Origin of the sequence: Stenotrophomonas sp. DR822 (assembly GCF_019793815.1) — a bacterium.
GTDB classification, from domain to species: Bacteria; Pseudomonadota; Gammaproteobacteria; order Xanthomonadales; family Xanthomonadaceae; genus Stenotrophomonas; species Stenotrophomonas indicatrix.
Genome location: NZ_CP081826.1, coordinates 3377419 through 3392008 on the forward strand (window position 1 = coordinate 3377419; position 14590 = coordinate 3392008).

Genomic DNA, 14590 nt, shown 5'->3' on the forward strand with positions numbered 1-14590 from the left:
CGCTCGCCGGGCATGGCCCGGCGCTACCGTTACTGCGCCGCCGATGCACTGGCCTGTGGCAACGGCTCGGGCCGCACCCAGCACCCGATCGAAACCCAGGGTGAAGACTGGTACACCGCCCGGGAGTCGAGCCGAATCCGGACCGGCCATCGCAGGACGAGCGCTGAACGGCAGCTATCGGCACGGGCTTGATCGCTTCGGCGGCTGTCCCCATGTCCCGTGAACAGCTATCGGAGGCCGCATGGACCCCAGTCAGAATCCCACCGTTTTCCACGCCACCACCATCGTCTGCGTTCGTCGCGGCGAGCACGTGGCCATTGCCGGCGACGGCCAGGTCACCCTCGGCCACACGGTGATGAAGGGCAACGCGCGCAAGGTCCGCCGCCTTGGCCGCGATGGCCAGGTGCTGGCCGGCTTTGCCGGTGCCGCCGCCGATGCCTTTACCCTGTTCGAGCTGTTCGAAGCCAAGCTGGAGAAGCATGGCCAGCTGCAGCGTGCCGCGGTGGAACTGGCCAAGGATTGGCGCACCGAGCGCCGCCTCGGCAAGCTCGAAGCCCTGCTGGCGGTGGCCGACAAGGAAACCTCGCTGATCATCAGCGGCACCGGCGACGTGATCGAGCCGGAGGACGGCATCATCGCCATCGGTTCCGGTGGTTCGTATGCGCTGTCCGCTGCACGCGCGCTGATGGCGCACACCGAACTGGATGCACGCACCATCGCCAGCGAAGCGATCAACATCGCCGGTGACATCTGCATCTACACCAACCGCAACGTGGTGGTCGAGGAGTTGTGACGCGGAACTGTCACACGCATTCCTGATCCGCCGGGCATGGCCCGGCGCTACCGACAACGCATTCGTGAGCACACCCATGCCGCACAAGATCGAAGTTTCCTCCGCCACCATGACCCCGCGCGAGATCGTGCAGGAACTGGACCGGCACATCGTCGGCCAGCATGACGCCAAGCGCGCGGTCGCCATCGCCCTGCGCAACCGCTGGCGCCGCATGCAGCTGCAGCCCGAGCTGCGCAACGAGGTCATGCCCAAGAACATCCTGATGATCGGCCCGACCGGCGTCGGCAAGACCGAGATCGCGCGCCGCCTGGCCACGCTGGCCAACGCGCCGTTCGTCAAGGTCGAAGCGACCCGCTTCACCGAAGTCGGCTATGTCGGCAAGGATGTCGAGCAGATCATCCGTGACCTGGCCGATACCGCCGTCAAGCTGTACCGCGAACAGGCCAAGGTGCGCGTGCGCACGCAGGCCGAAGAGCGTGCCGAAGACCGCATCCTCGATGCGCTGCTGCCGCGCCGCAGTGGTGGCATCGGCTTCGACCCGGAGGCTGCGCGCAACGAGCCGTCGGCGCAGGACAACGAGACCCGCATCAAGTTCCGCAAGATGCTGCGCAACGGCGAGCTGGACGATCGCGAGATCGAGCTCGACCTGACCGCCAACGTCAGTATGGACATCATGACCCCGCCGGGCATGGAGGAAATGGGCCAGCAGCTGAAGTCGATGTTCGCCAACCTTGGTGGTGGCGCCAAGGCCCACAAGCGCACGCTGACCATCAAGGCCGCGCGCCCGCTGCTGCAGGAAGAAGAGGCCGGCAAGCTGGTCAACGAGGATGACATCCGCACCGCCGCGATCGAAGCCTGTGAACAGCACGGCATCGTGTTCATCGACGAGATCGACAAGGTCGCCAAGCGGGGTGACAACGTGGGCGGTGGCGATGTCTCGCGCGAAGGCGTGCAGCGCGATCTGCTGCCGCTGGTGGAAGGTTCCAACGTGTCCACCAAGTACGGCACGATCAAGACCGACCACATCCTGTTCATCGCATCGGGTGCCTTCCACCTGGCCAAGCCCAGTGACCTGATCCCGGAACTGCAGGGCCGCTTCCCGATCCGCGTGGAGCTGGGTGCGCTGAGCAAGGCTGATTTCGTGCGCATCCTGACCGAGCCGAAGGCTGCGCTGACCAAGCAGTACGAAGCGTTGCTGGCCACCGAAGGCGTCAAGGTCAGCTTCACCACCGATGCCATCGACCGCCTGGCCGAGATCGCCTTCCAGGTGAACGAGCGCCAGGAGAACATCGGTGCGCGCCGCCTGCATACCGTGCTGGAGCGCCTGCTGGATTCGCTCAGCTACGAAGCACCGGACCGCGATGGTGAAACCCTGGCCATCGACAGTGCCTATGTCGATGCGCACCTGGGTGAGCTGGTGCAGGACCCGGACCTGAGCCGTTACATCCTGTAACCGGGAATGCGAAGAGGCCGCCGAAAGGCGGCCTTTTCGTTATGCAGGGTGGCCGAATCTGCGGCAGCGCCGGGCCATGCCCGGCGGCGCCGTCACGCCTCCGGCAGCGGCTCGGGTAACGAACCCGGTACGAACACGCCTTCCTTCACGTAGGCGGCCAGGGTCATGTCCAGCGCCAGCATGCCGTCGCGCTTGAGGTCCATCAGGTCCGGTTCGACCATCGCCCCGTGCAGCACGCCGAGCACGGTGGCGTGCAGCATGCGCGCGGCGATCTTCGGGTCGGCGCCGTCGCGCAGCTGGCCCAGGTCCTGGGCACGGCGCAGGGCGCGTTCCATCCGGTCCAGGGCATCGCGGAAACCGCTCTGCTGCAGTTCGGTCAGCACCCTGGTGTCGGCCGAGGCATCGCTGCGCAGCATGATCTCCATGGTCTTGCGCAGGCGCTCGTCCTCGGACAGCTCGATGAACGAGTGGATCATCACCGCGCGCAGGTCATGCACCGGCGTGTCGCGCTGGTCGGTGGAGGTGCGCTCCAGCTCCTGCATGAAGGGCAGGTGCACCCGTTCGACGATCGCGGTCAGCACCTCGCCCTTGTTCTTGAAATGCCAGTACACGGCGCCGCGGGTGTAGCCGGCGCGGGCACCGATCATCTCCAGCGTGGTCCGGGCCACGCCGTGTTCGTGGAAACAGGCTTCGGCGGCATCCAGGATGCCTTCGCGGGTTGCCTGGGTGTCCTCTTTGGTCTTGCGGGCCATGAGCGGGTACGAGTGCAGGTGAAACGTGGCTGAATTGTACCTCTTTACAAACAAACACGCATGTATGTATATTTCCGTCCCATCATTCCCGTCGTGTGCGTGGCAGGCCCGTCCCGGCTCCCACTTCACGCGGGTGGGCGCTGTCAGCGCGGTCTTCTCCTGCAAGGGGAGGGGCCTTCGTATCAGCCCCTTCTGAGATCCCTCCCTTCAAGAGCCATTCCCATCATGTTGCTGAGCCGAATCCGACCCTTCGCGTTGTCGCTGGCGATCGCTGCCACCGTCGCTGCCTGTGGCGGCCAACCCCAGGCACCTGAACAGGGACCGGGCCAGGTCAGCGTGGTCACGCTGAAGTCCGAGACCGTCGGGCTGACCCGTGAGCTGCCGGGTCGTACCAACGCCTTCCTGGTGGCCGAAGTGCGCCCGCAGGTCAACGGCATCGTCGCCAAGCGCCTGTTCACCGAGGGTGGGATGGTCAAGGCCGGCGAGCCGCTGTACCAGATCGAGGACGCCAGCTACCGCGCCCAGGCCAACAGTGCGCGTGCACAGCTGGCCCGCGCCGAAGCCACCGCCAATGCGGCGCGGCTGAGCGCCAAGCGCATCACCGAGCTGGCCAAGGTCGACGCGGTCAGCCAGCAGGATCTGGAAAACGCCGTGGCTGCGCAGAAGCAGGCAGAGGCCGATGTCGGCGCCGCCAAGGCCTCACTGGATGCCGCCAACGTGACCCTCGGCTATGCGCGCATCACCGCGCCGATCAGCGGCCGCATCGGCAAGTCCAGCGTCACCCAGGGCGCGCTGGTCAGCGCCGGCCAGGCCACGGCGCTGGCCACCGTGCAGCAGCTGGACCCGATCTACGTCGACCTGACCCAGTCCTCGGCCGAGCTGCTGCAGCTGCGCCGCGAACTGGCCGCCGGCCGCCTGCAGGACAACCAGCAGACGCCGGTCAGCATCCTGATGGAAGACGGCAGCACCTTCGAACACAAGGGCACGCTGGAGTTCTCCGAAGTCAGCGTCGATCCGGCCACCGGCAGCTTCGCGCTGCGGGTCAGGGTCGACAACCCCGATGGCCTGCTGATGCCGGGCATGTACGTGCGCGCGGTGATTGGCGGCGGTGTGCGCAGCGATGCGGTGCTGGTGCCGATGCAGGGCATCGCCCGCGATCCGAAGGGCGATACCAGTGCGATGGTGGTCGGCAAGGACAACAAGGTCGAAGTGCGCCCGGTCAAGGTCAGCCGCACCGTCGGCGACAAGTGGCTGGTCGAGGACGGCCTGAAGGCCGGCGACAAGGTCATCGTCGAAGGCCTGCAGAAGATCGGCCCGGGCATGCCCGTGAATGCCACCGAACAGGGCGCCGCCCCGGCCAAGCCGGCCGCCGCCCAACCTGCAGCTGCGGCCGCAGGCGCGAAGTAAGCGGAGAACTCCATGGCACGTTTCTTCATCGATCGACCCATCTTCGCGTGGGTCATCGCGATCATCATCATGCTCGCCGGCGGCCTGGCCCTGTTCAAGCTGCCGATCTCGATGTACCCCAACGTCGCACCGCCGGCGGTGGAAATCAGCGCCAGCTACCCGGGTGCTTCGGCCAAGGTGGTCGAAGACTCGGTGACGCAGATCATCGAGCAGAACATGAAGGGCCTTGATGGCCTGATCTATTTCTCCTCCAACAGTTCGTCCAACGGCCAGGCCACCATCACCCTGACCTTCGAGAGCGGGACCAACCCCGACATCGCCCAGGTGCAGGTGCAGAACAAGCTGCAGCTGGCGATGCCACTGCTGCCGCAGGAAGTGCAGCGGCAGGGCATCAACGTGGCCAAGTCCAGCTCGGGCTTCCTGAACGTCATCGCGTTCGTGTCCGAAGACGGCAGCATGGATGCCAACGACATCGCCGACTACGTCGGTTCCAACGTCGTGGACCGTCTCAGCCGCGTTCCGGGCGTGGGCAACATCCAGGTGTTCGGTGGCAAGTACGCCATGCGCATCTGGCTGGACCCGAACAAGCTGCACACCTACGGCATGTCGGTGCCCGAGGTGGTCGCTGCGGTGAAGGCACAGAACGCGCAGGTGGCCATCGGCCAGCTGGGTGGTGCGCCGTCGGTGAAGGGCCAGCAGCTCAACGCCACCATCAACGCGCAGTCGCGCCTGCAGACCCCGGAACAGTTCCGCAACATCATCGTGCGCGGTGCGCAGGACGGTGCCGAACTGCGCCTGGGCGATGTAGCCCGCGTCGAACTGGGCGCCGAGTCGTACGACTTCGTCACCCGCTACAACGGGCAGCCGGCCAGCGGCCTGGCGGTCACCCTGGCCACCGGCGCCAACGCGCTGGATACCGCTGCCGGTGTCGATGAAACGCTGAAGGAACTGGAAGGCTTCTTCCCGGCCGGCCTGAAGGCCGAGATCCCGTACGACACCACCCCGTTCGTGCGCGTGTCGATCAAGGGCGTGGTGCAGACCCTGCTCGAAGCGATCGTGCTGGTGTTCGTGGTGATGTACCTGTTCCTGCAGAACTTCCGCGCCACCCTGATCCCGACCATCGCCGTGCCGGTGGTGCTGCTGGGTACCTTCGGCGTGCTGTCGGTGCTGGGCTTCTCGGTGAACATGCTGACCATGTTCGCGATGGTGCTGGCCATCGGCCTGCTGGTGGACGATGCCATCGTGGTGGTGGAGAACGTCGAGCGCATCATGTCCGAAGAGGGCCTGTCGCCGCTGGAAGCCACCCGCAAGTCGATGAGCCAGATCACCGGCGCGCTGGTGGGCATCGGCCTGGTGCTGTCGGCGGTGTTCGTGCCGATGGCCTTCATGAGCGGCTCCACCGGCGTGATCTACCGGCAGTTCTCGGCGACGATCGTCTCGGCGATGGCGTTGTCGGTGCTGGTCGCGATCGTGCTGACCCCGGCGCTGTGCGCGACCATGCTCAAGCCGCTGAAGAAGGGTGAGCACCATGTCGCCCACCGCGGGTTCGCCGGTCGCTTCTTCAACGGCTTCAACCGTGGCTTCGACCGCACCAGCGAGAGCTACCAGCGCGGCGTGCGCGGCATCCTGCACCGTCCGTGGCGGTTCATGGGCATCGTGGCCGCGCTGTTCCTGCTGATGGGCGTGCTGTTCGTGCGCCTGCCCAGCTCGTTCCTGCCCAACGAAGACCAGGGCGTGCTGATGGCGCTGGTGCAGGCACCGGTGGGCGCAACCCAGGAGCGCACGCTGGAATCGATCGCCGCGCTCGAAAAGCACTTCATGGAAAACGAGAAGGGTGCCGTCGAATCGGTGTTCTCGGTGCAGGGCTTCAGCTTCGCCGGCATGGGCCAGAACGCGGGCATGGCTTTCGTCAAGCTGAAGGACTGGAAGGATCGTGACGCCGACAACGGGGTGATGCCGATCACCGGACGTGCGATGGCTGCGCTGGGGCAGATCAAGGATGCCTTCATCTTTGCGTTCCCGCCGCCGGCGATTCCGGAACTGGGCACGGCCTCCGGCTACACCTTCTTCCTGAAGGACAACAGCGGCCAGGGCCACGAGGCGTTGCTGGCGGCCCGGAACCAGCTGCTGGGCCTGGCGGCCGGCAGCAAGAAGCTGGCCAACGTGCGACCGAACGGCCAGGAGGACACGCCGCAGTTCCGCATCGATATCGATGTGGCCAAGGCCAGCTCGCTGGGCCTGTCGATCGACCAGGTCAACACCACCCTGGCCACCGCGTGGGGCAGCTCGTACATCGATGACTTCATCGATCGCGGCCGCGTCAAGCGCGTGTTCGTGCAGGCTGACCAACCGTTCCGCATGGTGCCGGAGGACTTCGATCTCTGGTCGGTGAAGAACGACAAGGGCGAGATGGTTCCGTTCAGCGCCTTCGCCAGCAAGCATTGGGACTACGGCTCGCCGCGCCTGGAACGCTACAACGGCGTGTCGGCTACCGAAATCCAGGGCGAACCGGCCCCGGGCGTGGCGTCCGGTGATGCCATGGCCGAGATCGAACAGCTGGCCAAGCAGTTGCCGGCGGGCTTCGGCGTCGAGTGGACGGCGATGTCCTACCAGGAACGCCAGGCGGGCTCGCAGACGCCGCTGCTGTACACGCTGTCGCTGATGATCGTGTTCCTGTGCCTTGCCGCGTTGTATGAAAGCTGGAGCGTGCCGACCTCGGTGCTGCTGGTGGCGCCGCTGGGCATCCTCGGTGCGGTGCTGGCCAATACCTTCCGTGGCATGGAGCGCGACATCTATTTCCAGGTGGCGATGCTGACCACGGTGGGCCTGACCAGCAAGAACGCGATCCTGATCGTCGAGTTCGCCAAGGAGCATCTGGAGAAGGGCGCGGGGCTGATCGAAGCGACGATGCACGCGGTCCGTGACCGCCTGCGCCCGATCATCATGACCTCGCTGGCCTTCGGCATGGGCGTGCTGCCGCTGGCGATCTCCAGCGGTGCCGGCTCCGGTGCCAAGCAGGCGATCGGCACCGGCGTGCTCGGTGGCATGGTGGTCGGCACCGTGCTCGGCGTGTTCTTCGTGCCGCTGTTCTTCGTCGTGGTGCAGCGCGTGTTCAAGAAGCGCAACGCCACCGAGTGATGAAAACCGGTAGCGCCGGGCCATGCCCGACGGATGCCTCACCGCATGGTCGCCGGGCCCGGCCCGGCGCTACCACCGTGACCCCCAAGGTGTCGCTATGAAATTCTCTTCTCTTGCAGTATCCCTTGCCACCGCGCTGGCGCTCAGCGCGTGCGGCACCCTGGCGCCGAAGAACACCGCAGTGGCCCCGGCCATTCCTTCACAGTGGCCGGCCGAAGCCGCGCAGGGCGAAGTGGCCGATGCAGCCGCGGTCGGCTGGCGTGACTTCTTCACCGACGAGCGCCTGCAGCAGGTGATCGGCCAGGCGCTGGACAACAACCGCGACCTGCGCGTGGCGGTGCTCAACGTCGAAAAGGCGCGCGGCCAGTACCGCGTGCAGCGCGCAGACCGCGTACCGGGCGTGGCCGTGACCGGGCAGATGGACCGCCGCGGTGGCGATGTGCCGGTCACCGAGCAGTTCAGCGCGGGCGTCGGCGTGGCCGAGTTCGAACTGGACCTGTTCGGCCGCGTGCGCAACCTGAGCGAAGCCGCGCTGCAGCAGTACTTCGCTGTAGCCGCCAACCGCCGCAACGCGCAGCTGAGCCTGGTGGCCGAGACCGCCACCGCGTGGTTGACCTACGGTGCCGACGCGCAACAGTTGAACATCGCCGAAGCCACGGTGAAGACCTATGAGGATTCGCTGCGCCTGGCCGAAGCGCGCCATGAGCGCGGTGGCAGTTCGGGGTTGGAACTGACCCAGACCCGCACCCTGGTGGAAACCGCGCGTACCGATGCCGCACGCCTGCGTGGACAGCTGGCCCAGGACCGCAACGCGCTGGCGCTGCTGGCCGGTGGCCAGCTGGATCCGGCGCTGCTGCCGGACAGCATCTCACCGCAGGTGCTTGCGTTGGCGCCACCGCCGGCCGGCCTGCCCAGCGACGTGCTGCTGCAGCGCCCGGACATCATGGCGGCGGAACATCAGCTGCTGGCGGCCAATGCCAACATCGGTGCCGCACGCGCAGCCTTCTTCCCCAGCATCTCGCTGACCGGCAGCATCGGCAGTGGCTCGGGTGAATTGTCCGGCCTGTTCGACAGCGGTACGCGGGTGTGGAGCTTCCTGCCGAAGATCACCTTGCCGATCTTCCAGGGCGGCAAGCTGCGCGCGAACCTGGCCGTGGCCAACGCCGACCGCGATATCGCGCTGGCGCAGTACGAAAAGTCGATCCAGAGTGGTTTCCGCGAAACCGCCGATGCGCTGGCATTGAATGTCAGCCTGGATGAACAGGCGGCCTCGCAGCAGCGCCTGGTGGAAGCGGCCGAGCAGGCCAACCGCCTGTCGCAGGCGCGCTATGACGCGGGCCTGGACAGCTTCGTCACCCTGCTGGATGCACGTCGTACCGCCTACAACGCGCAGCAGAGCCAGCTGCAGACACAGCTGGCGCAGCAGGCCAACCGCATCACGCTGTACAAGGTGCTGGGCGGCGGCTGGCACGAGCGCGGGTAAGCCGCTCTGATTCCGGTAGCGCCGGGCCATGCCCGGCGGCTTTCTCGTTCGGTGTTTACGGTGTCTGCTGCGTTCCGCGCTTCGCGCTCGCCGGGCATGGCCCGGCGCTACCGCATCGGCCAGCGGCACCACGCAAAGGGATACTCATCCAATTGGCTGGTGAGTCCCGCCCGAATGGGATTGCCCAGGATGTAGAGAGCGTGACGCCTCAAGGCTTCCTCGTGACGCACCGCATGGTCAAAGTAGCTGGGCTGCCAAAGCGGTGTATCCACTCCGAACTGCTGCCCCAAGTGTCTGCTGCTGCGTGACTTCACCGTTCCCATCAGTCGGGCAAGTGTTCCACTGCGCAGTTGCACCAGCCAATGGAGATGATCGGGCATGATGACCCATGCAAACGAGTGGCTCATGCCTGCACGTTCCACGAACCGCAGCGCTTCCAGGAGGCATGCGGCATGGTCGGGGTCTTCGAAAACCCGACGCCGCTGGCGTACGACAATGGTGAGCACATAGCAGCTATCGACCCGGGAATCGCGGCCACGAGCAAGATGACGACTGGACATGAAGCCAGTCTGTTGGAACAGCGTGTCTGCTGGCATCGGCAATCGCCACTGATTCTTGTGGGGATCCTCCAGTCTGCGCGCTGGTTGAGTGCCATCCGTATGTGCACACTGCGGTAGCGCCGGGCCATGCCCGGCGAGCGTTGCTGCTGTCACACCGCTTCGTCGTCGCGCCGCTCGGTGCGGCAGGCGCGTACCCGCGTCAATGCGTCGCCGGCTTCGCGTGCCATGCGCTCATATTCGCGGCGGATCTCTTCCAGGCGCTCTTCGTCCAGCTCTTCCAGGTCCAGCAGCTCGTTGTTGGCCTCGGCGGTGGCGCGGATCAGTTCATCCAGCTTGATCTGCATCGCGGCGGTGTCCGAGTTCTGCGTGTGCTGGATCAGAAACACCATCAGGAAGGTGATGATGGTGGTGCCGGTGTTGATCACCAGCTGCCAGGTGTCGTTGAACTTGAATATCGGGCCGGTGATGCCCCACAGCGCCACGATCGCCACCGCGGCCAGGAAGGTCCACGGCGAGCCGGTGGCGGCCGCGGCCTTCTTGGCGATCGTATTGAACAGGTTCCTTGCGCTCATCGTCATCGTTCCACGGAAATGGCGACGATCATCGGCACATGGCCGTGCAGGTACCGTGCAGCAGGCGTGGACTCAGGCGCGCAGGCGCGGTGCTTCCTGGCTGCGCACCGGGCTGGCCAGGTACACGTGCTGCCAGCAGCGTTCGACGAATTCGCGGGCCTGCGCTTCACTCAGGCGCGGCATGATCTGCAGGGCGTACTGGGTCTGGAACAGCTCATCGCGCTGGGCGTTGCTGGCGCGTGGCTGGGTGATCAGCGAATCACAGGCGAACTTGATCCACGGGACATAGGTGCCGAACGAGGTATGCGCGAGTGCGCCATCGGCGTGCTGGCGGCGCCAGTAATCCAGCTCCGCATCGACATTGATGACAGGGGGAATGGCGGGAACTTCAGCGTGCATGACGATCCAATCGGTTGGAGGTGAAGGGAGTGGGGGACCATCACAGTGTGGCCCGGGCGACGGTGCATGCCGCGTCAGCGCGATGTGCAGCCAGCGTGGCGATGGTGCAGCAGCTGCGCGTGTTCAACCGCGCCCAGTTGTTCGGCCATGGCGGCCATCGCATTGCACAGGCGCACCAGGTCGCGGGGATGGTCGTGCAGCAGATTCTGCTGCATGTCCTGGTAGGCGCTCCAGAACGGGGCACTGCGCTGGTGCAGTGCGTATTGCTGCTGCAGTCGGCTCCAGATCGCGGCCAGGGCCGGGTCGCTGCGAGGACGTACGGCATGCGCTTGCATGGTCGGCTCCAATCCGGGGCGGGGGCCCGGTTGCATTCCACCCTAGACGTCGCTGCGCAGCAGGATGTTAGTAGCGCGTGTTGACTGCACACAGCTGACTGCGCAGCAGTTCACGTTGAAGCGTGCAGACGCTGCCGGCACAAGGCTGTGCCGGCACTGAAGCGTTCATCAAGGCGGGCTCATCAGCCGTGGCGGATGCTCATTCGCCGATGTCTTCGTTCCAGATTTCCGGATGTTGCGCAATGAAACCGCCGAGCAGGTCCACGCATTCCTGGTTGTCCAGGTCGATCACGTTGACGCCGCTTTCCCGCAGCCAGTCGATGCCGCCCTGGAAAGTGCGCGATTCGCCGACCACCACCGTGCCGATGTTGAACTGCCGCACCAGGCCGGAGCAGTACCAGCAGGGAGCCAGGGTCGTGACCATGATGGTGTCCTGGTAGCGGCGCTGGCGGCCGGCCTTGCGGAAGGCGTCGGTCTCGCCATGCACGGACGGGTCACCTTCCTGCACGCGGCGGTTATGGCCGCAGCCGAGCAGGCGGCCGTCGTTGTGGTACAGCGCCGCGCCGATCGGCACGCCGCCTTCGGCCAGGCCCTGGCGGGCTTCGGCTATGGCGGTCTGCAGCAGGGCCTGGTAGTCGGGCGTGGTGATCATGCGGGGCTCCGGTAGGTCGTGGGGCGCCATGATACGGCCAGCGTTCCCCGCAGGGGCCCGGCGGTGCGATAATCGGGGGCATGAGCGAATCCCCCTACAAATCCGGTACCACCCATTTCGGGTTCCGCGACGTTGACGCCAAGGACAAGCAGAAGCTGGTCGGCCAGGTGTTCACGTCGGTCGCGCGCAACTACGACCTGATGAACGACCTGATGAGCATGGGCGTGCACCGGGCATGGAAGCGCTACTACGTCGCCACCGCGCAGGTGAAGCCGGGTGACCGCGTGCTCGATCTGGCCGGTGGCACCGGCGATATCGCCGCGCTGCTGAAGGAGCGCGTCGGTGCCGAGGGCTCGGTGGTGCTGGGCGACATCAACGCCGGCATGCTGTCGGTCGGCCGTGACCGCCTGACCAACCGCGGCCTGGTGCTGGGCCTGGACTACGTGCAGTGCAACGCCGAGGCCCTGCCGTTCCCGGACAACAGCTTCGACCTGGTGACCATCGCTTTCGGCCTGCGCAACGTGACCGACAAGGACGCCGGCCTGCGCGAGATGTACCGCGTGCTGAAGGTAGGCGGCCAGGCCCGCGTGCTGGAGTTCTCCGAAGTCACCGCCGACTGGTTCAAGCCGATCTACGACTTCCACTCGTTCAAGATCCTGCCGAAGCTGGGCAAGCTGTTCGCCAACGATTCGGACAGCTACCAGTACCTGGCCGAGAGCATCCGCAAGCATCCGCCGCAGGAAGAACTGAAGGCGATGATGGGGCAGGCCGGCTTCGAGCGCTGTCACTACAAGAACCTGACCGGCGGCATCGTCTCGATCCACTCCGGCTACAAGCTGTAAGCCTTGACGGTCGCCGGGCATGGCCCGGCGCTACCACGCAACGCCCCGGTACCCGTCGGTAGCGCCGGGCCGTGCCCGGCGAGCGCGCTGCGCATGCGCCATTACCCCGCACCGCGCAACGCTTCCCGGCCGGGGGAGAGGTACCATTGGGGTTTGTTCCCCGTAACGGTCCCGATTCATGCGCAATCCGCTGATGCTCCTTCCGCTGGCCGTGGCCCTGGCCGCCGGCTGCTCCCAGGAGGCGGCCGCACCCGCCGCCACCCCGACTGCCCAGAAGGCTCCCGCCGCCCCCGTGAACGCCGAAAACCGCAGCCACGATGAAAGCTCGTACGCCGAGCCGGACAAGGTCGTCGTCAAGGACATCGCGCTGGACCTGAAGCTGGACTTCGACCAGAAGCAGATCGGCGGCACCGCCACCTACACCCTGGAATGGAAGCAGAAGGACGCCAAGCAGCTGGTGCTGGACACCCGCGAGCTGAGCATCGCCAAGGTCGAAGCGATCGCCGCTGACGGCGCGCGCAGCCCGCTGCAGTTCGTGCTGGCCCCGGCCGACAAGGTGTTCGGCAGCAAGCTGACCATCGAAACCCCGGAACAGCCGGCCAAGGTCGAAGTGACCTACCACACCGCACCGACCGCTTCGGGCCTGCAGTGGCTGGCGCCGTCGATGACCGAGGGCAAGAAGCTGCCCTTCATGTTCAGCCAGTCGCAGGCGATCCACGCCCGTTCCTGGGTGCCGCTGCAGGACACCCCCAGCGTGCGTTTCACCTACAGCGCGCACGTGGTCTCGCGCCCGGACGTGATGGTGCTGATGAGCGCCGACAACGATCCCAAGGCCGCGCGTGACGGTGACTACACCTTCAAGATGCCGCAGCCGATTCCGTCCTACCTGCTGGCCATCGCCGCCGGCGACCTGGTGTTCGAGCCGATCTCCGGCCGCTCCGGCGTCTGGGCCGAGCCGACCATGGTCAACAAGGCCGCCAAGGAATTCGAAGACACCGAGAAGATGATCGGTGCCGCCGAGAAGCTGTACGGCGAATACCGCTGGGGCCGCTACGACATGCTGGTGCTGCCGCCGTCGTTCCCGTTCGGCGGCATGGAAAACCCGCGCCTGACCTTCGCCACGCCGACCGTGATCGTCGGCGACAAGTCGCTGGTCTCGCTGGTCGCCCATGAACTGGCGCACAGCTGGTCGGGCAACCTGGTGACCAACGCCAGCTGGAAGGACATCTGGCTCAACGAAGGCTTCACCACCTACGTCCAGGGCCGCATCACCGAAGCCCTGTATGGCAAGGAGATGGCCGAAATGGAAAAGCAGATCGACCAGACCGATCTGCTGGCCGAAGTGAAGGATATGAGCCCGGCCGACCAGGCGCTGGCGCTGCCGCCGCTGAACGAGCGTGACCCGGACGAAGCCCTGAGCCAGGTGGCCTACGTCAAGGGTGCGTGGTTCCTGGAATTCCTGGAACAGCGCTTCGGCCGCGAAACCTTCGACCCGTTCCTGCGCGGCTGGTTCGATGACCACGCCTTCCAGAGCGCCAACACCGACCAGTTCGTGGAGTACCTGAAGAAGAACCTGCTGCCGAAGAATCCGTCGGCGGTGACCGAGGCCGAACTGAAGGCGTGGCTGGACGAGCCGGGCATTCCGGCGTTCGCGGCCAAGGCGCAGTCGCGCAATTTCAGCAGCGTCGATACCGCGCGCATCGCCTTCGCCAGCGCCGGCACCGTGCCGAGCAGCCAGGTGATTGCCGAGTGGAGCACCCAGGAGTGGGTCCGCTTCATCGACGGACTGGGTGCTACCCAGCCGCTGGACAAGCTGGCCACGCTGGACAAGGCGTTCCACTTCACCGGCACCCCGAACGGCGAGATCGCCATGCGCTGGTACCCGCTGACCATCCGCAGCGGCTACGAGCAGGCCAATGAAGCGGCTGCTGCGTTCATCGAGCGTGTCGGCCGTCGCAAGCTGATCCTGCCGATCTACGCTGAACTGGTGAAGACCCCGAAGGGGCTGGAGCTGGCCAAGCAGGCGTTCGAGAAGGCCAAGCCGGGCTACCACCCGATCACCACCGCCTCGGTGCAGGACATGCTGGCCAAGGCTGAAGCAAAGTAAACGGTAGTGCCGGCCGTCGGCCGGCAACCTGATGCTGCGTCACCAGCAACGGCGGGGAAACCCGCCGTTGCTGTATCCGCTTTTCGCTGCCGATAGA

Annotated in this window: 14 protein-coding genes; 8 read left to right on the forward strand and 6 right to left on the reverse strand. The window is 65.9% G+C overall.

Going from position 1 to position 14590, the window contains the following annotated elements; genetic code table 11:
* Positions 1 to 12: 12 nt before the first annotated feature.
* The 3 genes from K5K93_RS15515 to hslU all read left to right on the forward strand — a co-directional run bounded on the left by K5K93_RS15515 (position 13) and on the right by hslU (position 2246).
* Entirely contained in the window at positions 13 to 192 is a 180-nt protein-coding gene (locus tag K5K93_RS15515) for a DUF3079 domain-containing protein (RefSeq protein WP_261311974.1), read from the forward strand.
* A 49-nt stretch (positions 193 to 241) separates the two neighbouring features.
* Positions 242 to 793 (forward strand): ATP-dependent protease subunit HslV, encoded by a 552-nt coding sequence (gene hslV / locus K5K93_RS15520; protein WP_025877284.1) that lies wholly within the window; start codon positions 242 to 244, stop codon positions 791 to 793.
* A 76-nt stretch (positions 794 to 869) separates the two neighbouring features.
* On the forward strand, positions 870 to 2246 hold the full coding sequence (hslU, locus tag K5K93_RS15525) for an ATP-dependent protease ATPase subunit HslU (RefSeq protein ID WP_025877282.1): 1377 nt from the start codon (positions 870 to 872) through the stop codon (positions 2244 to 2246).
* Positions 2247 to 2338: 92 nt separating this feature from the next.
* On the opposite strand, the gene smeT is transcribed toward hslU, so the two are convergent.
* The gene (gene smeT, locus K5K93_RS15530) at positions 2339 to 2998 is read right to left on the reverse strand and encodes an efflux transporter SmeDEF transcriptional repressor SmeT (protein ID WP_222388353.1); all 660 of its coding nucleotides are present in this window, start codon (positions 2996 to 2998) and stop codon (positions 2339 to 2341) included.
* 225 nt (positions 2999 to 3223) lie between these two features.
* On the opposite strand from smeT, the gene smeD reads away from it, so the two are divergent.
* The 3 genes from smeD (at position 3224) to smeF (ending at position 9026) form a co-directional block, all read left to right on the forward strand.
* Complete coding sequence (smeD, locus tag K5K93_RS15535; RefSeq protein WP_032976547.1) at positions 3224 to 4405, forward strand: multidrug efflux RND transporter periplasmic adaptor subunit SmeD; 1182 nt, start codon at positions 3224 to 3226, stop codon at positions 4403 to 4405.
* Between the two features lie 12 nt (positions 4406 to 4417).
* Positions 4418 to 7543, forward strand: coding sequence for a multidrug efflux RND transporter permease subunit SmeE (gene smeE / locus K5K93_RS15540; protein WP_032976546.1), 3126 nt, complete (start codon positions 4418 to 4420; stop codon positions 7541 to 7543).
* Between the two features lie 97 nt (positions 7544 to 7640).
* The gene (gene smeF / locus K5K93_RS15545) at positions 7641 to 9026 is read left to right on the forward strand and encodes a multidrug efflux RND transporter outer membrane subunit SmeF (protein ID WP_222388354.1); all 1386 of its coding nucleotides are present in this window, start codon (positions 7641 to 7643) and stop codon (positions 9024 to 9026) included.
* Positions 9027 to 9133: 107 nt separating this feature from the next.
* Here the strand turns inward: smeF and K5K93_RS15550 are convergent, their stop codons facing one another.
* The 5 genes from K5K93_RS15550 to K5K93_RS15570 form a co-directional block, all read right to left on the reverse strand.
* Positions 9134 to 9586, reverse strand: coding sequence for a transposase (locus K5K93_RS15550; protein WP_222388355.1), 453 nt, complete (start codon positions 9584 to 9586; stop codon positions 9134 to 9136).
* 149 nt (positions 9587 to 9735) lie between these two features.
* Positions 9736 to 10158 carry a low affinity iron permease family protein gene (locus K5K93_RS15555; protein ID WP_093818039.1) on the reverse strand — a complete coding sequence of 141 codons (423 nt, stop codon included), beginning with the start codon at positions 10156 to 10158 and terminating at the stop codon, positions 9736 to 9738.
* A gap of 72 nt (positions 10159 to 10230) precedes the next feature.
* Entirely contained in the window at positions 10231 to 10557 is a 327-nt protein-coding gene (locus K5K93_RS15560) for a hypothetical protein (RefSeq protein WP_025877273.1), read from the reverse strand.
* Positions 10558 to 10631: 74 nt separating this feature from the next.
* Positions 10632 to 10892 (reverse strand): hypothetical protein, encoded by a 261-nt coding sequence (locus K5K93_RS15565; protein ID WP_093818038.1) that lies wholly within the window; start codon positions 10890 to 10892, stop codon positions 10632 to 10634.
* A 199-nt stretch (positions 10893 to 11091) separates the two neighbouring features.
* Entirely contained in the window at positions 11092 to 11544 is a 453-nt protein-coding gene (locus tag K5K93_RS15570; RefSeq protein ID WP_093818037.1) for a nucleoside deaminase, read from the reverse strand.
* A gap of 80 nt (positions 11545 to 11624) precedes the next feature.
* On the opposite strand from K5K93_RS15570, the gene ubiE reads away from it, so the two are divergent.
* Together ubiE and K5K93_RS15580 are read left to right on the forward strand one after the other, a co-directional pair.
* Complete coding sequence (gene ubiE / locus K5K93_RS15575; protein WP_032976541.1) at positions 11625 to 12386, forward strand: bifunctional demethylmenaquinone methyltransferase/2-methoxy-6-polyprenyl-1,4-benzoquinol methylase UbiE; 762 nt, start codon at positions 11625 to 11627, stop codon at positions 12384 to 12386.
* Positions 12387 to 12564: 178 nt separating this feature from the next.
* Complete coding sequence (locus K5K93_RS15580; RefSeq protein ID WP_222388356.1) at positions 12565 to 14493, forward strand: M1 family metallopeptidase; 1929 nt, start codon at positions 12565 to 12567, stop codon at positions 14491 to 14493.
* Positions 14494 to 14590: the final 97 nt, after the last annotated feature.